This is a genomic window from Aphanothece sacrum FPU1 (genome assembly GCF_003864295.1).
GTDB classification, from domain to species: Bacteria; Cyanobacteriota; Cyanobacteriia; order Cyanobacteriales; family Microcystaceae; genus Aphanothece_B; species Aphanothece_B sacrum.
Map to the genome: position 1 here is coordinate 79,251 of NZ_BDQK01000007.1, position 18,928 is coordinate 98,178.

23 protein-coding genes are annotated in these 18,928 nt (G+C 35.9%); 12 read left to right on the plus strand and 11 right to left on the minus strand.

Features of this window, described 5'->3' with window-relative positions:
- The first annotated feature begins 233 nt into the window (after positions 1–233).
- Together AsFPU1_RS09025 and AsFPU1_RS09030 are read left to right on the plus strand one after the other, a co-directional pair.
- Positions 234–2,816, plus strand: a complete 2,583-nt coding sequence (locus AsFPU1_RS09025; RefSeq protein ID WP_124974143.1) for a DUF3536 domain-containing protein — start codon at positions 234–236, stop codon at positions 2,814–2,816.
- A 377-nt stretch (positions 2,817–3,193) separates the two neighbouring features.
- On the plus strand, positions 3,194–3,439 hold the full coding sequence (locus AsFPU1_RS09030) for a DUF4926 domain-containing protein (protein ID WP_124974141.1): 246 nt from the start codon (positions 3,194–3,196) through the stop codon (positions 3,437–3,439).
- A 150-nt stretch (positions 3,440–3,589) separates the two neighbouring features.
- Here the strand turns inward: AsFPU1_RS09030 and AsFPU1_RS09035 are convergent, their stop codons facing one another.
- The 3 genes from AsFPU1_RS09035 to hisB all read right to left on the minus strand — a co-directional run bounded on the left by AsFPU1_RS09035 (position 3,590) and on the right by hisB (position 6,294).
- A complete protein-coding gene (locus tag AsFPU1_RS09035) occupies positions 3,590–4,417 on the minus strand; it encodes an inositol monophosphatase family protein (RefSeq protein ID WP_124974136.1) in 828 nt (275 codons plus the stop codon).
- Positions 4,407–5,453, minus strand: a complete 1,047-nt coding sequence (gene hisC / locus AsFPU1_RS09040) for a histidinol-phosphate transaminase (RefSeq protein ID WP_124974187.1) — start codon at positions 5,451–5,453, stop codon at positions 4,407–4,409. Before hisC ends, AsFPU1_RS09035 begins: the two co-directional genes overlap by 11 nt.
- A gap of 190 nt (positions 5,454–5,643) precedes the next feature.
- Positions 5,644–6,294 (minus strand): imidazoleglycerol-phosphate dehydratase HisB, encoded by a 651-nt coding sequence (gene hisB, locus AsFPU1_RS09045; protein WP_124974133.1) that lies wholly within the window; start codon positions 6,292–6,294, stop codon positions 5,644–5,646.
- Positions 6,295–6,468: 174 nt separating this feature from the next.
- Between hisB and AsFPU1_RS09050 the strand changes: the two genes are divergently transcribed.
- Together AsFPU1_RS09050 and AsFPU1_RS09055 are read left to right on the plus strand one after the other, a co-directional pair.
- Positions 6,469–6,693 carry a DUF29 family protein gene (locus tag AsFPU1_RS09050; RefSeq protein ID WP_124974131.1) on the plus strand — a complete coding sequence of 75 codons (225 nt, stop codon included), beginning with the start codon at positions 6,469–6,471 and terminating at the stop codon, positions 6,691–6,693.
- Positions 6,694–6,911: 218 nt separating this feature from the next.
- Positions 6,912–7,442, plus strand: coding sequence for a DUF4330 domain-containing protein (locus AsFPU1_RS09055; RefSeq protein WP_124974129.1), 531 nt, complete (start codon positions 6,912–6,914; stop codon positions 7,440–7,442).
- A gap of 17 nt (positions 7,443–7,459) precedes the next feature.
- Here AsFPU1_RS09055 and AsFPU1_RS09060 read toward each other — a convergent pair whose 3' ends face one another.
- From AsFPU1_RS09060 to AsFPU1_RS09075, 4 genes are all read right to left on the minus strand, one after another.
- A complete protein-coding gene (locus AsFPU1_RS09060) occupies positions 7,460–7,807 on the minus strand; it encodes a hypothetical protein (RefSeq protein WP_124974127.1) in 348 nt (115 codons plus the stop codon).
- A 4-nt stretch (positions 7,808–7,811) separates the two neighbouring features.
- Complete coding sequence (locus tag AsFPU1_RS09065; protein ID WP_124974125.1) at positions 7,812–8,510, minus strand: DUF3226 domain-containing protein; 699 nt, start codon at positions 8,508–8,510, stop codon at positions 7,812–7,814.
- Positions 8,503–9,645 (minus strand): AAA family ATPase, encoded by a 1,143-nt coding sequence (locus AsFPU1_RS09070; protein WP_124974124.1) that lies wholly within the window; start codon positions 9,643–9,645, stop codon positions 8,503–8,505. The genes AsFPU1_RS09065 and AsFPU1_RS09070 overlap by 8 nt, the downstream gene beginning before the upstream one ends.
- 200 nt (positions 9,646–9,845) lie before the next feature.
- Positions 9,846–10,562, minus strand: a complete 717-nt coding sequence (locus AsFPU1_RS09075; RefSeq protein ID WP_124974123.1) for a biliverdin-producing heme oxygenase — start codon at positions 10,560–10,562, stop codon at positions 9,846–9,848.
- 313 nt (positions 10,563–10,875) lie between these two features.
- On the opposite strand from AsFPU1_RS09075, the gene AsFPU1_RS09080 reads away from it, so the two are divergent.
- The 4 genes from AsFPU1_RS09080 to AsFPU1_RS09095 all read left to right on the plus strand — a co-directional run bounded on the left by AsFPU1_RS09080 (position 10,876) and on the right by AsFPU1_RS09095 (position 13,053).
- Positions 10,876–11,238: an STAS domain-containing protein gene (locus AsFPU1_RS09080; RefSeq protein ID WP_124974121.1), complete on the plus strand. Its 363-nt coding sequence runs from the start codon at positions 10,876–10,878 to the stop codon at positions 11,236–11,238.
- A gap of 82 nt (positions 11,239–11,320) precedes the next feature.
- Entirely contained in the window at positions 11,321–11,728 is a 408-nt protein-coding gene (locus tag AsFPU1_RS09085; RefSeq protein WP_193951196.1) for a Mini-ribonuclease 3, read from the plus strand.
- Between the two features lie 21 nt (positions 11,729–11,749).
- Positions 11,750–12,676 carry a 23S rRNA (guanosine(2251)-2'-O)-methyltransferase RlmB gene (rlmB, locus tag AsFPU1_RS09090; RefSeq protein WP_124974117.1) on the plus strand — a complete coding sequence of 309 codons (927 nt, stop codon included), beginning with the start codon at positions 11,750–11,752 and terminating at the stop codon, positions 12,674–12,676.
- 92 nt (positions 12,677–12,768) lie between these two features.
- Positions 12,769–13,053, plus strand: coding sequence for a DUF1816 domain-containing protein (locus AsFPU1_RS09095; protein WP_124974184.1), 285 nt, complete (start codon positions 12,769–12,771; stop codon positions 13,051–13,053).
- Between the two features lie 68 nt (positions 13,054–13,121).
- On the opposite strand, the gene AsFPU1_RS09100 is transcribed toward AsFPU1_RS09095, so the two are convergent.
- A complete protein-coding gene (locus AsFPU1_RS09100; protein ID WP_124974115.1) occupies positions 13,122–13,532 on the minus strand; it encodes a GFA family protein in 411 nt (136 codons plus the stop codon).
- A 199-nt stretch (positions 13,533–13,731) separates the two neighbouring features.
- On the opposite strand from AsFPU1_RS09100, the gene AsFPU1_RS09105 reads away from it, so the two are divergent.
- The 3 genes from AsFPU1_RS09105 (at position 13,732) to AsFPU1_RS09115 (ending at position 15,880) form a co-directional block, all read left to right on the plus strand.
- Positions 13,732–14,241 (plus strand): peptidylprolyl isomerase, encoded by a 510-nt coding sequence (locus AsFPU1_RS09105; RefSeq protein ID WP_124974113.1) that lies wholly within the window; start codon positions 13,732–13,734, stop codon positions 14,239–14,241.
- 106 nt (positions 14,242–14,347) lie between these two features.
- A complete protein-coding gene (locus AsFPU1_RS23405) occupies positions 14,348–14,572 on the plus strand; it encodes a HigA family addiction module antitoxin (protein WP_124974181.1) in 225 nt (74 codons plus the stop codon).
- A gap of 51 nt (positions 14,573–14,623) precedes the next feature.
- Positions 14,624–15,880: an MFS transporter gene (locus AsFPU1_RS09115; protein ID WP_124974111.1), complete on the plus strand. Its 1,257-nt coding sequence runs from the start codon at positions 14,624–14,626 to the stop codon at positions 15,878–15,880.
- Here AsFPU1_RS09115 and AsFPU1_RS09120 read toward each other — a convergent pair whose 3' ends face one another.
- The 3 genes from AsFPU1_RS09120 to AsFPU1_RS09125 all read right to left on the minus strand — a co-directional run bounded on the left by AsFPU1_RS09120 (position 15,881) and on the right by AsFPU1_RS09125 (position 18,372).
- Entirely contained in the window at positions 15,881–16,075 is a 195-nt protein-coding gene (locus AsFPU1_RS09120; RefSeq protein ID WP_124974109.1) for a hypothetical protein, read from the minus strand.
- Positions 16,076–16,250: 175 nt separating this feature from the next.
- Positions 16,251–16,406, minus strand: coding sequence for a hypothetical protein (locus tag AsFPU1_RS22575; RefSeq protein WP_172957486.1), 156 nt, complete (start codon positions 16,404–16,406; stop codon positions 16,251–16,253).
- A gap of 346 nt (positions 16,407–16,752) precedes the next feature.
- Positions 16,753–18,372 (minus strand): B12-binding domain-containing radical SAM protein, encoded by a 1,620-nt coding sequence (locus AsFPU1_RS09125; RefSeq protein ID WP_124974107.1) that lies wholly within the window; start codon positions 18,370–18,372, stop codon positions 16,753–16,755.
- Positions 18,373–18,481: 109 nt separating this feature from the next.
- On the opposite strand from AsFPU1_RS09125, the gene AsFPU1_RS09130 reads away from it, so the two are divergent.
- Positions 18,482–18,922, plus strand: coding sequence for a hypothetical protein (locus tag AsFPU1_RS09130; RefSeq protein WP_124974105.1), 441 nt, complete (start codon positions 18,482–18,484; stop codon positions 18,920–18,922).
- The last annotated feature ends 6 nt before the right edge of the window (positions 18,923–18,928 follow it).

Genomic DNA, 18,928 nt, shown 5'->3' on the forward strand with positions numbered 1-18,928 from the left:
TAACAAATCACTTCTTAACATCTAGAATAATTATTAAGAAAATCTTAAAGTTTAATTCATAATTTCCTAAAATTTAGACTGAAATTATGGTAAACTAATTTTTAGGGAAGTGTTTTTTGTGATTAATTATGTCATCATTCGTTTACATCAATAAATTCCCTCAAAACTTACTAAACTTTCATCCTCATCTATCACAGTTTAACTGACATAAACAGGTTTAATTGGAGATTTTTATGACTTATATTGTTGAACATTCTACCCCGACGGCTGCGGATTTTGTCCAAGAAACAATTAATCCTTTAACCACTGCCACTGGTGTATATGTTACAATTCACGGACATTTCTATCAACCACCGCGAGAAAATCCTTATTTAGATACTATTGAAAGACAAGCAAGTGCCTATCCTTTCCATAATTGGAACGAAAGAATTCACCATGAATGTTATCGCACTAATGCCTTTTCTAGAGTTCTAAATTCTCAAGGAGAAGTAATTGGAATTGTCAATAATTATGAGTATTTAAGCTTTAATATTGGCCCTACATTAATGTCTTGGTTACAGTCTCATGATCCGGAAGTTTATCAACGTATAATAGACGCAGATCATAAGAGTTGCCAACGTCTTAATGGTCATGGAAATGCTATTGCTCAAGTATATAATCACATTATTTTACCCTTAGGGAATGAACGAGATAAATATACTCAAATTCGTTGGGGTAAAGAGGATTTTCGGAATCGTTTTGGACGTAACCCGGAAGGAATGTGGTTAGCTGAAACCGCCGTTGATTATGATACTTTAGAAGTATTAATTAATGAAGAAATTAGCTTTATTATTTTAGCTCCTTCTCAAGCAAAACGGTGTCGTCCTTTTGCCACAGAAGAACAACCATCACCCCAATGGCATGAAGTAGGAGGCGCACAAATTGATCCTACCCGTCCTTATCGTTGTTTTATCAAAGATGGACGTTATATTGACATTTTCTTCTATGATGGGCCCATTTCTGGAGATATGGGTTTTGGGGATGTTTTAGAGAGTTCTGGACATTTTGCCGCACGTATTGGACGGGCAGTAAAAGGAGATCATCGTCCCTCTCAAATTATTAGTGTAGCTACCGATGGGGAAACTTTTGGTCATCATAAAACCGGAAAAGAAAGATGTTTAGCCTATGCTTTTACGGTAGAATTTCCTCAACGAGGTTGGACAGTTACTAATTATGCCCATTATCTAAGTTTATGTCCTCCCAGTTGGGAAGTAGAACTCAAACCCGTTACCGCTTGGAGTTGTGTTCATGGGGTTGATCGTTGGCAAGATGACTGCGGTTGCGGTGGAGGTGGAGAATGGCATCAAAAATGGCGACGACCCCTACGAGATACATTAAATTGGTTACGGGATCAATTAATTCCTATCTATGAACAAACTGCTAGTCAATTATTACATGATCCTTGGCGGGCTAGAGATGAGTACATCAACGTTATTTTAGATCGGTCAGTCGAAACTGTTGAAGAATTTTTGAGTCGTCATCAACATCATCCTCTTTCTCCTGCTGAACAAATTGATGCTTTACGTTTGTTAGAAATACAAAGACATTCTTTGTTAATGTATACCAGTTGTGGCTGGTTTTTTGAAGAAATTTCTCGCCCCGAAGGAACTCAAATTTTACGTTATGCAGCCCGCGCTTTACAATTAGCTGGAGAAGTGGCTGGGGCCAACTTAGAAGAAGAATTTATTTCCCGTCTTTCCTGGGCCCCTAGTAATGTTAAAACTTATCAAAATGGGGCGGATGTTTATCGTCATTTGGTAATTTCTGCTCAAATTGATTTTAATCAAGTGGCGGCCCATTATGCTATTAATTCTCTGTTTAGTTCTTATTCTCCCCAACAACAGGTTTACTGTTATGAGACTCAACAGTTAGACTATCAAAAGCAAAATATGGGGGCTTTAACCGTAGCGGTAGGACAACTACGTTTGACCTCAAAAATCACTTGGGAAAGTCATCATTTTGTTTTTGCTGTCTTACATTTAGGGGGTTGGGACTTCCATTGTTGTATTCAACCTTTTGTCGGACGTTTGGCTTATACAGAGGTCAAAGAAAAGCTATTTGAAGTGTTTAAACAAGCTAGTGCTGCCCAAACTATTTTAACTATGGGTAAACTATTTGGGGAACAATCTTTTAGTTTACAACACCTGTTTGCGGAAGAACGTCAGCGTATGATGAATTTGTTGATGACTAAAACTAAGAAACAACTTGATCAACTTTATACCCAAGTTTATCGAGATAATTATAGCATTTTAGTGGCGTTTCAACGGGATGAATTACCTGTTCCTAAAGAGTTACAAGTAGCTGCTGAAATTGCCCTATCTCATCGCTGTTTAATCACTGTTCAAGCTTTAGCAGAAACTATCCATAACCCTCAAAAAACTGACACTCATTTAAGTGAGTTAGAAGCGATCGCAACTGAAGCTAATAATTTGTGTTGTAATTTAGAGATTCCTGATGCTAAAAACACTCTAGAAACTCTAATTTTACAAAATCTTTCTCAGATTTTATACAAGAGTGATCCCGATGAGATTAACAGTCAAATTGAGAGATTGAGTAAGATTATTGAGGTAGGAAAACAATTAAATCTTGGACTATCTTTAGATAAGGCGCAAGAACTTTATTACTCTTTCCTCTATCAACAAATTATTCCTCAATGTCTTAACAACAATGATCAGCAAAATAGTGATGCTACTTGTCATTGGACACCTTCTCAACTGTGTCCCCTGTTGAATTTTGGTCACACATTGAGTGTTGATGTTAGTCCTTGGTTACAATAATTAGGACTTAAAATGTGGCACGCCGCATCTTGCCTGTGAATACCCCTTAACGGGCAAGATGCCAGTTCCACATTTATAGATTGTAGGTTGGGTTGAGGCACGAAACTCAACAAACCGCCAATCCTAATACACCAAATTAGCAGCAAACAATCTAGTAGTAACATAACACATTTAATGATGACTTTAATGAACCCTTAAGCAAGGTGTTAGGAAAAGACCATCCTTGGACAATTAATGTACAAAATAATTATCAGATAATGCTGAATGAGATTGGTTAGGAGTTCGGAGTGATAATTTTTCGTACTTTTGGATTATTGATAAAGAAACTAAAGAAACGAGATTTGTTACTTTACTACCTAATTAATAAGGAGTTTATCATGCAATTACCTCTATTCTCAGAAGTTAGATTAACCACCGATTTACCTAACTATAATTTAAACAAAGGTTGTTCAGCTATTATTGTTGAGCATTTTCAAAATAAAGAAGAAAAAGGTTATTTATTAGAAGTGTTAGATGAGAATAATCAAGGATATAGGATAATTGCCGTAACTCCTAATCAAATTGAGCTAATCAACTCGTATCACAAAACTAAAGAAACCGCAATTTATTTAGGACAAATATAATGAAATATAATTATGACTTTTCTCAAGGAAAAAGAGGTGCAGTTCAACCTATTTCCCCTGATAAACCTGTCCTGGCTGTGTTGGGCAAGGCGAAGTATTAATATTTTGTCGGGGTGTAAATGATTTTCTAATGCCTTGCCCCTACATAAATTATACATTAGTCCCTTGTGCGATAATCTTTAATGCTTGTTGATGTAACATAGAATTAGAAGTGGCTAAAACTTCTGTTGATTGACTATTTAAAGGATTTCCTGACCAATCTGTTATGATGGCCCCAACACCTTCTATAATGGGAATTAAGGCGCAAAAATCATAATATTTCAAATCTGATTCGAGTATGACCATTGGCATCGAACTCCAACCAGTTGCTAAAGAGACATAATTATAACAATCTCCTCCAAATGCCGTACGTTTACAGACTTTTTGTAATTCTAACGCGATCGCTTGTTGACGTGGAGTGACAAACATTAGAGGGGTAGTAGAAGTTAAACAAGCATCTTTTATTTGACTGTCTATTTGTTGAGAATAAGGGTTCTCAAATACTTGTCCATTTAAGTAGGGAGAATGTCCTTTTATTCCTAACCATCTTTCTTGCAAAATAGGTTGATTAACACAGCCTAATAAGGTTATATTCTCGTCAAGATTAACTAATCCAATTAAAGTCCCAAAAATAGGTAAGCCTTTTACAAAAGAAGACGTTCCATCAATGGGATCAAGTACCCAATAATAACCATTTTGAGAAGGAATATTTTCTCCTTCTTCTCTAATGATACCATCTTGGGGAGCTTCTTTTCTAATTAGATCAACCATGGCATCTTCTGCTTCACGATCAGCAATAGTCACAATAGAAGATCGTTCAAAAATTTTCGTTTCAGTAACAAGGTTAGGTTGACGAAAATATTTTTTAATCACATCTCCTGATGCTTGGGCGAGTTTATTAGCTAATTTTATTTTAGTAGCTAATTGTTCATTTGTCATTTTTTAGGTTCCCAATTTCTTCTAAAAGACGATCAATTTGTGTATTTGTACCAATCGTGATTCTTACATAATTATTAATGAGAGGATGTTTAAAGTGTCTCACTAATACTTTTCGTTCTTTTAATTTAGTATAAAGGTCTAAAGCTGTCATCCATTGAGGAGAAGCAAGGACAAAATTAGAGTCAGAGTCAAATACTAAAAACTCTAGGTTTCTCAGAGAAGTAATGAGACGGTTACGAGTTTGACAAACTTGTTGCCAAATTTGCTGATAATAGTCTTGAAATTCAAACGCTTTAGCCCCTAAAAATTGAGCCAGACGATCTAAATTATAAGAATCTCTTACTTTATCCATTTGTTCAATAATAGCAGGAGAAGCAATGGCAAATCCGACTCGCATTCCGGCCAGACTATAACTTTTAGACATGGTACGAGAAATAATTACATTGTCATATTTATGAATAAAATCTAAGTGATTATCCTCAGAAAAATCTACATAAGCTTCATCAATTAAAACGACTCCTGTTGCTTCTTCACAAGTTTTTTCTAAATACTCTCTGTTAAGGTGTTTACCCACAGGAGGGTTAGGAGAAGCAAGAAAAATAAGCTTTGCTTCTGAACAAATAAGAGGTTGATCTAATTCAAGATTATGATTAAGAGAAATTTCAATAATGGATGACCCATGTACCCTAGCAATCGTATCATACAAAGAATAAGTTAAGTCTAAAAATGCAACGGTTTCTCCAGGATTAACAAATGTTCGTAAAGCAATATTTAAAATATCATCAGAGCCGTTTCCGGCTAGAATATTCTCAGGAGAAACACCAAAAACTTGAGCCGCAGCTTTTCGTAATTTGGTAGAAACAGGATCGGGATATAATCTAACTTTTTCTAATTCTTGTTGTAGTCCCTCGAAAATTTCTTGAGGGGGAGAATAGGGGTTTTCATTCGTATTAAGTTTAATATAATCAGTTGTTTGCGGTTGTTCTCCAGGTACATAACCTGGGGTTTGACGAACACATTCTCGAATAGGTAACATAGGCATAAGTTTAATGGTTATATTCTGTTAGTATAGCTTAAAATTAGTCAAAACTTTCTTAAGGAAAGATTAGAAAAATAATAAATATAAAATAGTTCGTTGAATAATTTTGCTGTCAATGATAACAAAATTTATAGCTTACTTTTAAACTATTGTAGGGGATTAAAAATGTATTTTACCCCTACTTTAATTAGGCCATTAAAACCCCTTTAGAACTAGGAATAGAATTAGTGCGACGAGGATCAATTTCTAAAGCCATTCTCATCGATCTAGCAAAAGCTTTAAAAGTTGCTTCAATGATATGATGAGAATTAACTCCATCTAATTGACGAATATGTAAAGTCATTTGACTATGATTAACAACTGCAACAAAAAATTCTCTCACTAATTGTGTATCATAATTTCCAACTCTTTGGGTAGGAATTTGTAGACCATAACTTAAATGAGGTCGTCCCGAAAAATCCAAAGAAACTTGAACTAAAGCTTCATCTAATGGGGCGATAAAATGACCAAAACGAACAATTCCTTTGCGCTCACCTAAAGCTTTTGCTAATGCTTGACCTAAAGTTATTCCTACATCTTCATTAGTATGATGATCATCAATATGAATGTCTCCTGTAGACTTAATTTCTAAGTCAATTAATCCATGAGAAGCAATTTGATGTAACATATGATCAAGAAAGGGAATTCCTGTCGCTGCATCACAGTTTCCTTGACCATCTAAATTCAAGGTTACTTGAACATCTGTTTCCTGAGTTGTGCGGCTAACGGAGGCGATTCTAGGAGCAAAAGATGGTATAATAAGAGGAGAAGAAGGGAGATGAGTATTTTGAGTTTGCATAGGTTCATCAGAAATGAATAGTCAGGACAACCTCTGTGAGTTTCCCTCTCTTCAGGATATCAAATTAGGGTTCAATTTGTTTCTCAAAAATTACAATAAATGAAAATTTAGTATAAGTAGGTAGACAAAATTAATTACACAAAATTTGTAGGGGCGGGTTTTTTACATAAATCAATGATTCTCAACAAAAAACTAGATAAACCCGCCCTTACTGCCTTTGTTAATCAACCATTACGATTATATCAAAACCCGCCGGAGGCAGTTAAATATGTTATCATTAAGACAAGTTTAGATAAAAGTATTTTTCCTAATGATTGTCCTTATAGTCTAGAGCAATTATTAGATGAAGATTGGTTGCCTATACAAAAAAAATATAATATTTGCTTATATTTTCAATAGTTAAATATTAGTTAAACACAAGAACTAACTCTCATAATATTAATTTCAACAAATTTTGGGATACTTTTAAGCTAATAATGCGTCATCCATGTTGAGAAAGGGAAAGGCATTATGATAGAATTGCTGAAATTTGTCATTTCTACCTAAACACCAGATAGTTGACATCCCTTTTTAACCTTGATTGTTCCTCATTTTCACACTGATTGAGTTATTTATTTATGAAAATATTAGATTCTAAAGGCCGTTTATTTGGAAAAGTTAGTATCCTAGACTTAGGGGCTGCATTAGTGATTTTTTTAGTTATCGTGGGTATTTTTCTTGTCCCTGGTAAGTCGGGAAGCAGTACCATTGCACAAGTTATTAATAAACCCATTGAAGTTGATGTTATTGTACGAGGTCTTGGGGTACTTGATCCAGAATCTCTAATTCGTCAATTTGAGGATACCAAAAAGACTAATATTGTGATTCGTAATCAACCTGCGGGAGAGTTTGGAATCAAAAAGGTTCAAACTATTCCAAGAACCACTCTTGTTCCTCAACAGGACGGTACGGTTAAAGCCTTACCTGATCCTAGCCCACAAGCTAAATTTTATCAAGATATGATTATCACTTTAGGAGGAGACGCACAAGTTACAGAAACGGGTGCAGTTGTTGGTCAACAAAAGGTTAAAATTGGCACTTTAATTGAGTTAGAAGGAAAAGAATATAACTTTAATACAAGTACCATTGCTGTGAGAGTTCTCAAGTAATTTAACTAAAAATATCACTATCGTTTTTCAATTTGAGTCATGCGCTTTTCTAAGTTCATGACTCTTTCTTTTAATTCTATCACTAAGGTTGATAATCTTTCAAATAAGGGTTCGCTACGTCCGATAGCTTCTCCTTCAATAATAGGGGGAGAAGTACCAATAGAAGATTCTCTAATACGGGAATTACTTTGTTGTTGTCTTAGATCAAGAATAGCAGTTTCTAAGCGACTAACTCGCGCATCTAAACGGTTAATATCTCCACGAATAATATTATCATCACTAGCATAAATAGGAGATATTTGAATTATTATTATTATAATAATTAATACGATAATTGTGATTAGGAGTAGTTTGCGATCGCTCATTTTCTTAGGTTTCCGTTTCAAATAGGTTTAAAAACATTTTTAAGTCTTCTAAAATAGGATGTTCAAAGTTCCAGATATCTAGTTTCTTTTTCATAATGTAGTCAAAACTATTCATACTGCACTTTCTTCCTGCTTGTTTTTGTTCCTGTTTAGAACAAGTATCATATCTTAAGTAAATACTAATCCAAAATTTATCAAAGTCTTTATCAGTGGGTTTATATCCATTTTTTTCCATACATTTTCTCCATTCTATTAAACAGTCAGCATGGGGAGAATTTTTAGTTTTAATTGCTTTAAGAACAGTTTCTAATTCCCCTTTATTATCTACATTAGTAAAATAACAAGCGATTTCTATTTCATTTTGATAGTCGGTAGGTATTGTAATTAACTCTGAGGTATTAGGCAAAATTTCTGTATTATTAAAAACACTTTTAACACATTGATTAACCATTTCTAGTCTGTTTTCTATTCCTTGATCATCAATATCAATCACAATACCAATTTTTTCTATTCCTCTTTTTGGTATATCTGCTTTTAATGCTTTTAAAGTTTTAATTAGTTGTTGATTATTTAATCCTTCTAAACATTCATAGTCATCAATACAAATAGGTGTATCAACTTTAATATCATAATTTAGATGATTGATCAAAGCTTCAAGAAATATTTTATCATTCTTACTTTCGACTACTAAAATATTACTCACCTCTGACTCCTTTTGCATGTTCAATGGCATAATCTAAGGTTTCTAAGTCTCTTTTAATACCAATAATTTGACCAGTTTTATAATGTCTTGCCATCTCAAAATAAGCACCACTATCGGGATAATATTTAAGTCCAATGTCTCTAAATGCTTTAATCATTTCTAAACTATGAGTAGTAGCGAAAATTTGTACATTAAGTTCTTTTGATAATTCAAATAATGCTTTCCAAAAGTCTTTATGATTAGTGTAATGTATTCCGTTTTCAATTTCATCAATTAAAAGTGGACTACTTTTATTATTAATAAAACATAATATTATTTCAACAATTCTATTAATAGCATCACCAAATAAAGATATAGGTAAATAGTTTTCATTTTTCCTTTTTAAGTACAGTTGTGGCTGTCCAATACTAAAGGTTTTCATTGTCTCTAAAGAACTATCTATGATCTTTAAACAATCTAAAATAATGGATGATCTATTTTCTACATCTGCTTTATCATATTCTTGAGCTAACATATCACTACTCATGCTTAAGGAAGATGTTATTAAATCATTGATTTTAGGTGAATTTTTGGAATGTTTGGTGTAAAAAATCCCTGTATCGGTAGAAATTAATTGTATATCACTCCCCTTAATATTTATCACTTCTCCTAAACTATTTTTTTTCTGAATATTTATAATTAATTTTGAACCGGTATCCTTATCAAATAAAAGTGAAGAGATATTTTTCTCGTCAAAATTTCTCGGTGTTATTTTTTCAAAATTCAAATTTCCTGTTTTAAATAGTTCTAAAAGTTCATATAAATTTATTTCTTTTGTTACTGAGAAACTAATTGCTTGAGTATTATTATCTAGGGATTTAGTGATGATTTTAACTATTTTTTCTGTTTGATTGTTTAAAAAAAAGTTGTCCCAAGTTTTTTTAGGAGATGCTTTACTAAAATCTTCACTTTCCCGTCTAAGTTGTCTTAATAAAAAGATGGTTTTTGATTGAGGAGACTGATTTAATAATATCGCTTCTAATAAAGCAGTTTTACCAGAATTATTCTTACCACCAATTAAATTAACCCGTTCAAAACCTTCTATCTTAGTATGTTCAAAACATCTAAAATTCTCAATCTCAATATCCTTAATCATTTCTTGTTTTCCTCCTTTGCGTCTTTGCGCGAAATTTACTATAAATATAAATCTTTTAGATCAAGATATACTAAAAAACCAATAAAACTAATCCTGAAAACTTGACAACGACTGACATCACGCAATCAAGCTTTCAGGATTATTAAACCTTATGGTTTTTATTAGTCTAGAAGTGAGTTAAACTTAATAACCCCTTTTCTTTACTTAACCGTGACTAATTCGGTGCTACCACCACTACGACGACGGGTTAAAGTATTAAATAACATAATACCAATCGCCTTAATAAGATTGCCTTCAAGTTCCATGAACATCTTCATATTCATGCCAAAAGCAGCATTAGCTTCCTCAACAATTACATCAGCCGTAGCTTGATCAATCGGTAAATCATTTAAAGCTTGACGATATTCATTTTTGAAGGCTTTTTCATCAGGAATTGTCTCGAATTCATAAAAAGCTGTGCCGCCATTTTCTCCTAAATTCATCGCCCGTTGAGCAATGTTTTTGAGAATTTGTCCCCCTGATAAATCCCCTAAATAACGGGTATAAGAATGAGCCGCTAACAGTTCTGGTTGAGTGGCTGCGATTTCTCTAATCCGTGCTACATAAGCTTGGGCAGCGTTAGAGGGGGCTACTTCATTGCGCCAATTTGTCCCATAATAGAAATATAAATCTTTCTCTAGAGACTGTTTACGATGCAATTGAGGAAAGTAAATTTTGGAAACAATTTTATGGTCGCGCAATTTTTCCATTTCCTCTTCCATGGCCGAATACACAAAATAAAGATTAGCCACTAAGGTTCGATAGGAATTCTTTTCAACAACCCCTTTCAAAAAGCACTTGACAAAACCAACATTCTCTGCCATTGTGTGGGATTTTTTAGTACCTTCCCGTAACATGGTTGCTAAATTAACGCTCATGCTATACTTTCCTCTTTTTTGAGTGATTACTGGATCAATGACTTGTCACAAAAGCTTAAAAAACTGTCTGATATGGTAGATTAAACTGATTTGTTACCATTTTTTATTAAGAATTCTTACAAGACTATCGAGCCAAAGCCAAAAATTGACCGGTAAAAAGTAAAGTTTTGTAAAATTTTCAAGATTAACGTAAAAGTAAAGAAATTAATGTTCAGTGTCGTCAAAATTTCCCAAATAAGCTATGCTATAGTATTGACTTAGCAAAACAGTTAATGTTAAGGAGGAACCTATTCCTGATCCACTAAACCTAACCGTGAGTTTACGCGGGACTCGCGAAGTTAAAGAGAATTACCAAATTTTTCGCCTAACGGGCCTATTAGACGCTTTTTCCGAACCCACTTTCCGCAAAGTCATCGGAAACCATATTGAGGAAGGACCCGCAGACGTGATCTTAGTTCTGTCTCAAATCGATTTTATCGATAGTTCGGGACTAGGGGCATTAGTACAGTTAGTAAAAAAAGCGCAAGAACAGGGGGGAAGTTTACAGGTGGTGACAAATCCCAGGGTGACACAAACTGTCAAGTTAGTGCGACTGGAAAAATTCTTGTCCCTACGAGATAAAATAGAAGAGGCACTCGAGCATCTGGTCAAGGAAAAGGACAACAAGAAAAAATAGCAACCCTGATGATAACGGTGTGAACTTATCAAATTCTGATGGGACCGAGTCTCTAACTTCCTCTAAAGTCAGCCCAAGCCACCTGGGGGTTAACTTTAATGTTGTTTTGGGAGTGGATGAGGTGGCGTTAAGTCGGCAGTTGTCTCCCGCTTTCTTGGCTTATTTAGGGGATGGGGTCTATGAACTGTATGTTCGTACCCATTATCTATTGCCTCCGCGACGACTGACCGACTATCATAATCAAGTGGTGGCACAAGTAAGAGCCGAAACTCAAGCCGCCTCATTGCGTAATCTGACTCCCCATCTAACGGAAGCTGAAAGAGAGATTGTCAGACGGGGAAGAAATGCTGCCACAGGAATTCCTAGACGATTATCAAGGGAAGTTTATCAACAAGCTACTAGTCTCGAAACTTTAATTGGTTATCTTTACTTATATAACCCTGAGCGTTTACAACAATTACTAGAAAAACTAAGTGTAGATTTTACCTAAATTAAAGCCTAAAGTTTAATTATGAATGAACATCCTCGTCCAATTCCCTCGGCTGATACTCGTCAGTCTCATTCTCCGAAGATTAAGCCTAAATTTTCCTCGTCTTCTCCTATTCCAACTAAAAAAGAGATTCAAGAACCTGATGAGGAGTCCCAAGATTTAATTTATGGCCGTCATTCTGTATTAGCTGTCTTAGAAGGCGATCGCCAGTTAAATCGAATTTGGGTCACAGATCGACTGCATTATGATCCCCGTTTTCACTCCCTGCTGCTGGAGGCCAAAGGGAAGGGAACCGTCATTGATGAAGTGGATATGCAACGGTTAACCCAAATCACCGCAGGAGGCAATCATCAGGGGATAGCAGCCCAAGTTGCGCCTTATACTTATCATGATTTAGATGAATTAATTGCTCAAGCTAAGCAAGTCAGTGATGAACCGATTATTATCATTGCTGATGGTATTTCTGATCCTCATAATTTAGGGGCGATTATTCGCACGGCAGAAGCTATGGGGGCCCAAGGTTTAATTATTCCTCAAAGACGAGCGGCTGGGATAACCTCAACGGTGAGTAAAGTAGCGGCTGGGGCTTTAGAATCTTTTCCGGTGGCCAGAGTTGTTAATCTGAGTCGGGCCTTAGAACAGTTGAAAAAAGCCGGATTTTGGATTTATGGGACAGCCACAGATCAAGGTAAGCTATTACACCAGGTTAACTTTCGTGGTGCCATAGGATTAGTGGTAGGCTCAGAAGGCAGTGGGTTAAGTTTATTAACTCAACGCTGTTGTGATGAACTTGTTTCTATTCCTCTAACGGGAAAAACCCCTAGTTTAAATGCCTCAGTTGCCTCGGCCATCTCCCTTTATGAAGTGTGTCGTCAACGTTGGTCAGATAAGTTGTATTTAAAGTCTGTATCTGAGAATACTGCACCCAACCCAAACAAAAGAGTATAAATAAAATATAAGAACAATCACAGAATGTAACAAAATTCTCAAAACTTAAGGTTAAAATAACATAGTTAAAAGCTAATTATTAGGAAACCATGATGAAAGAACCCATACTTAAAGTTTTGGATGTTTTAGGACTAGCTTACTGGGTAGAGATTATTACAGACAATCCCAAATGTACCTACTACTTTGGCCCATTTGTTAGCAAAGAAGAAGCACAGACATCTTATGGAGGTTATGTAGAAGATCTTTATGGAGAAGGAGCCAAAGACATCAAAGTACAAGTTAAGCGGTGTAAGCCCCATAAATTGACGCTTTTTGATGAAGTAGAAGACATTAAAAAATTTAAAAGTATTCCTAGCTTGAGTGGTCAAGCCTTGTAAAAGAAACTTTTAGAGAATATTCAAGGTTCCCCTGCTCTCAGGGGTATTTTTTTGAGCCAGACGTAATGTTATATTTCTTTAGTTGGTGCAAATTTGGCGAAGACTTCTGCTTCTGTCAAATTCAAGGTTTGATTGGCAAATTCATAGTAACTAGGTTTTCTGTCGATAAAAATTTGTTCTGTGAACTCAAATTCAATTCCATTCTGAAAAAGACCTGCTGGGACAAAATATTGATTAGTAGACAATAATCTGTAGAAAATATGGGTACCACATTCACCGCAAAAACCTCTTTGGGCCCATTCTGATGAGTTATAAACTTTCAGTTTATCAACACCCTCTATCTTCACATCTGAGCCACAAGATACACCTAATGCTGGCCCGCCTCCCCATCGCCGACACATCCCACAATGACAAGCATCTATGCTATTTTTATCGGGCGTTTTGACTGTTATTGCACCGCAAAGACACTGACCATCCATTTCTATTGCCTCTATTCTAAATTTTATAGTTTATTATAACCCAATTGAGGGGTGTTGGGGACTTCTAGCACAACAAAGGAGTCCGGCGTTGCCAAATTGTGAGATCTTGCTTAAACCATTGTAAATGTTAAAATAATTCTGGGAAATTACCAAAAATCCAATTTTCTTATTCCCAATTTTAAACAATGGAGCTTGCACGATGACAAACCCGATCGTATTTTTTGATGTTGAATACCAGGATAAGGATGGCGAACATACCGGCCGTATAGAATTTGAGCTTTTTGCTGATATCGTCCCGGAAACAGCCGAAAATTTTCGTCAATTATGTACTGGAGACGCGGGTTTTGGCTACAAAAATAGTGCTTTTCATCGCATTATCCCTAACTTTATGATACAAGGGGGAGACTTTACTCGTGGTAATGGCACAGGTGGAAAATCCATTTATGGCGACAAATTTAAGGATGAAAATTTTCAACTAAAACACACGGAACCTGGGATTCTTTCTATGGCGAATGCTGGGCCAAATACCAATGGTTCTCAGTTCTTTATTTGTCTTGTTCCTTGTCCCTGGTTAGATGGTAAACACGTGGTTTTTGGACAAGTATCCAAAGGTTTAGATGTTGTAGAAAAGCTAGAAAAAACGGGATCATCATCGGGAACTATAGTGTATCCAAAAAAACCGACAATTACTAATTGCGGTCAACTTTAGCATTAAACCCACGCTCCAAAAATGATCTAGGCTGCGTGGGAATACGGCTCTTTCGGCATTTAGTGGTAAAATGTAGCTGTCGCTAAATTAGTTAACAAAGCCTTGAATAAAATCCGCCGCGCAAGTCCTTCAGGTGTCCCGTCCCGCTTTGTCAAGTCTGTTGAATGGCAAGACTGATTTATCGGGTTCTATGGCATTGCGACTTGAAAAGGCTTTTGGCGTGAAAATGGATACACTTATGCGGATGCAGTCTTCTTACGACATTGCCCGCACCCGTGAACGGGAAAAAGAAATCATGGTTCGGCGTTTCCAATCCTCAGAACCACGTTAGATTAAGAATAGTTAAGCTGTTACTCTCAAAAATCCTCGCCTAATTTAGCCTGTGAATGCCCTGAAAACCTTTAAGTCCCTTGAATTAGAAAAACAACAGAGCTTCCTGCTGTTATTAGCCATTGGGTTATTATTTTGGATGAGTCTAACTGCCCTTTTACCGACCTTACCCACCTACATTAAATATCTTGGTGGTACTAATTCTCAAGTCGGATTCGTCATGGGCAGTTTTGCCATTGGCCTATTAGGTTCTCGTACTTTGTTAGGCCATTTAGCAGATACTCATAGTCGTAAGTTGGTGGTTCGTATCGGAACTTTGGCCGCTGGAATTGCTCCTATTGGTTATCTACTAATACATTCTGTTTTTCCCTTGATCCCAGTTCGTGCAGTACATGGTATTAGTGTTGCGGCCTTTACCACAGGTTATAGTGCTTTAGTGGTGGATTTATCTCCAGTCAAACAACGGGGAGAAATTCTCGGTTATATGACCTTAGTTGCTCCCGTAGGTATGGCTATTGGGCCAGCTTTGGGGGGATGGTTAGAAAGTTTTGTGGGTTATCCTCCCTTATTTATCACAACCACAATTTTAGGGTTCTCTGCCTATTTTTTGGCCGGTTATGTTCAAGAAAAGCCTCGTTATCTTGAGTCTGATACTCATTCAGAAGTATCTCAGAAACCCTCCCGTAGTTTTTGGCAATTATTGTCAAATCCTTCCTTATTAATCCCTTCCCTGCTTTTACTGCTCATTGGGTTATTATTCGGGACTCTGGTAACGTTTTTACCCCTATTTGCTGGTGAAAGCGGTTTAGGGTTAAATGCTGGACTATTCTATACTGTCGCTGCGTTAGCGAGTTTTTCTTCTCGCATCTTTTCGGGTCAAGCGTCTGATCGTTACGGCCGAGGGTTATTTATTAGCTTGAGTTTGCTATGCTATATGCTTTCTATGCTACTATTAACCCAAGTTAATGGTCAAAGTACCTTCCTTCTGGCCGCTTTATTGGAAGGAACTGGTTCGGGTATTCTAATTCCCATGCTCCTAACCTTAATTTCTGATCGCTCTTCTTCTCAAGAAAGGGGCCGAGTCTATTCAGTTTGTCTAGGGGGGTTTGATCTGGGAGTGGCGATCGCAGGGCCAGTCTTCGGAATATTAGCAGAAATCCTAAGTTACCGTCATTTATTCGGTTTAGCGGGTAGTTTAGCCCTCATAGCTTTACTATTATTTTTCAGTCAGTCCAATGGCACATTTAAACAATCTTTCCGTTTTGCTTGGGGACAAGGAAAAGATTTATATGCTTTTGAAGAGTCTTAATCACCGAGTTTGACGGGAAGCCAACTTTTCAACCACTGCTTGAGTTTCTTGTAATAATTGTTGACGAGGATCGTTTGTTTGAGTGAAGGGAGGCATCAAATTTCTCGCCTGTAGGGCCATGTGTAGTTGTAGTTGGGCCACATAATCTCTAATGCTTTCTTGCATTGTCTCTTGGTGCGTTGGCATTATTTCCATAGTTAAACTGTCCTCTTACTCTCAATATAACATCCTAACCTTTAAAACCCTATCATGACTAGCGGGGTCTTGAGCGAAAAAAGACAAAACTTTACATATTGCTCTCATTGAAAAATATGCTATAGGTAATTAGCCCGCTTTTGCGGGCTTAATAGTCTGTTTTTGCTACTTTTCCTTAAAATACTCCCATTAACACTGCAGTGGTAAATAACAAAAAGAGAACCATAATCACCATGAAAATCCCAAAGTAGGGGGCATGATTTATTTGCTCTAAATATTGATTTCTTTTGCGATCTTTATCCGTTAAGGGTTTGAAGTGCATATCATGCATAATTCTTTACTCTCCATCGCTCATAAAATAGCTACCAGATCTAGCTAAACGAGCCAATATTTGCGGTTGCAGTCATTCCCAACCAGAGATTTATGGCTGAAAAAATTTAGTATTAGTTATTTATTAACTAGGTTGGCAAACTCAGGCTCATTGTCCTATTATGTTAGGGCTGAAATGGTATTCATTAATAATTCTATTATAATAATTTATGGGCTGTTTAGCCAACAATTATTATGAATATTTATTAAGCTATTTGGCTTGATTTTTGTATCTAGGATTTACCCACAGACCCTATCGGTAGGGGTCAACGGCTGTTGACCCCTACAAAAAAAACAATATTATTAGTTTAGCATAGCAAGTCCAGTGGAACCGTCATGGCTTCTTCTAGATGTTTAATTAGAGTAGCTTGAGGTAAAGGTCCTTTCAAATGATGCCAGGGTAATATTTGCTCAGTTTTCCAGTTATCATGAACATAAAATTCTAAGGGAGGTAATTTTCCTTTTAATTCTTTAAATGCCCTTTTATAACTGCCTAAAGAATCTCCATAATGACGAGTTAATTCTAATAATTGACTCAAACGGCGATCGCCTCTAGAAATTAAAGCTTGTATCACTGACCAATTATAACTTTCTGGACGAAATTCTATGTTTTTTTTGCCTAATTGTTTTTCTAAATATTGAAGCTGTTTTTTAGCTGTTTTATTCACTCCTAACCATTGAAAGGGAGTATGGGATTTAGGGACAAAAGTGCTACAACCAAAAGTTATTTTTAATCCTGGGGCTGCTTTTTTAACAGCATCTAACATGAGAATAGTTTCTTCAATATCGGTATCTTCTTCCCCTGGAATTCCTGCCATACCATATAATTTAATTCCTTTAAGTCCTCCTGCTTTAGCATTAATAGCAGCTTGAATAATTTCATCATTGGTTAGTTTTTTATTAATAATTTTCCTGACTTTTTCTGAACCACTTTCAACGGCAATAGTAATAGATTTTGTTCCTCTATTAGCAAGAGTTTTAGCTAATTTTTCACTCACAGTATTGGTGCGAACTGAGGCAATACTAACACGAATATGATCATATTTAGGTTGAGATAAATAGTCTAATAAGCTTTCAAATTCAGGATGTTGAGTAACAGATGCGCCTAATAATCCTATTCTATTTGTCACCGTTAGGCCTTTTTCAATAGCAGGAATTAAAGAACTTTCTAAACTGGCTGTGCGGAAAGGTAAAGTCAAATAACTCGCCAAACAGAAACGACACATTTCGGGACAACTTCTGACTACTTCTACCATATAGATACTTTCCCAAGCAGCTTTTTCAGTGACTACAGTTGAAGCAGATAAAATATTGCTACGATAAGTTTGTTTTTCAATAAAAGAAGGAATGGTATTATCAAGAGGAATAATTGATTTAATTTCACCATCAACACTATGATAAGTCACTTCATATAAACTGGGAATATAGACACCAGCAACCGTAGCTAAATGGCGTAATTTTGCTCCTCTATTAGCATTTCTAACTTCTTGATAAGCTCTAATAAAATCCTTAATTAGATTTTCACCATCTCCTAATAAAATGATATCAAAAAAAGCAGCAAATGGTTCAGAATTTGCTGTTAAAACGGGGCCACCGCCAAAAACCAAAGGATGATTATTATCTCGTTGATCACTTTGGAGAGGAATGTCTAATAATTCCAGAATATTCAGAATATTAACATAATCTAATTCCCAAGAAAAAGAAAAGCCTAATAGTTCAGGGTTTCTCGGTAAAGGTTCTTGAATATCCGTAAATAAGCGACTTACAGAAATCTCTGGATAGCTGGCAAAACTTGCCCAAATAATTTGATAACCTAAACTGGTAATGCCTACACTATACTCATTAGGAAATGCAAAAATCACGGGAATAGCATCTGAGTTAGGAGATACAGGATTAAACAATAAACGTTCTTGGTTAAATATAGTCATTAAAGCCGTTATCACTTATAGGTTATTTTATGATAACATTAACCTGAGTTCAGAGTTAGGAGTTCATAGTCAACTCCTTTCAAGAGTCTTTAAAGTGGAAATATTTAAAATGCTAATCAAAAGAAGAATAAAATTACCAAGTTTACCAGTAAAGCTAGGGTTAAGTTTCAGCTTACTTCTTATCGGATGTAACTCTAAAGTCATCGATTCAACAGAAAATACTTATCAACCAATAAATTTAGCTGAAGTCAAAGGAATATTAATAGGAAATGATCCTGAAGCATTGACATTAGACTTATTTGGGAAGAAAGAAACGATTGAAGGAAAGTTCTCCCAAGAAACAAAGGTGTTGAAAGAAGGAGGTTTTGAGAAAACGGTGATTTTAACCCAATTGAACCTACCCGATGACTCCGTTAAGGGAATACGTTACCGACTTAAGTTTCAATTTGATCAATCTATTGGAAAATGGCGTTTAAAAGAAGTAGGTCGTCAACAGTCTTGTCAACGAAGTGACTCCTCAACTCATTGGACAATAGAACCCTGTCCTTAAATTCTA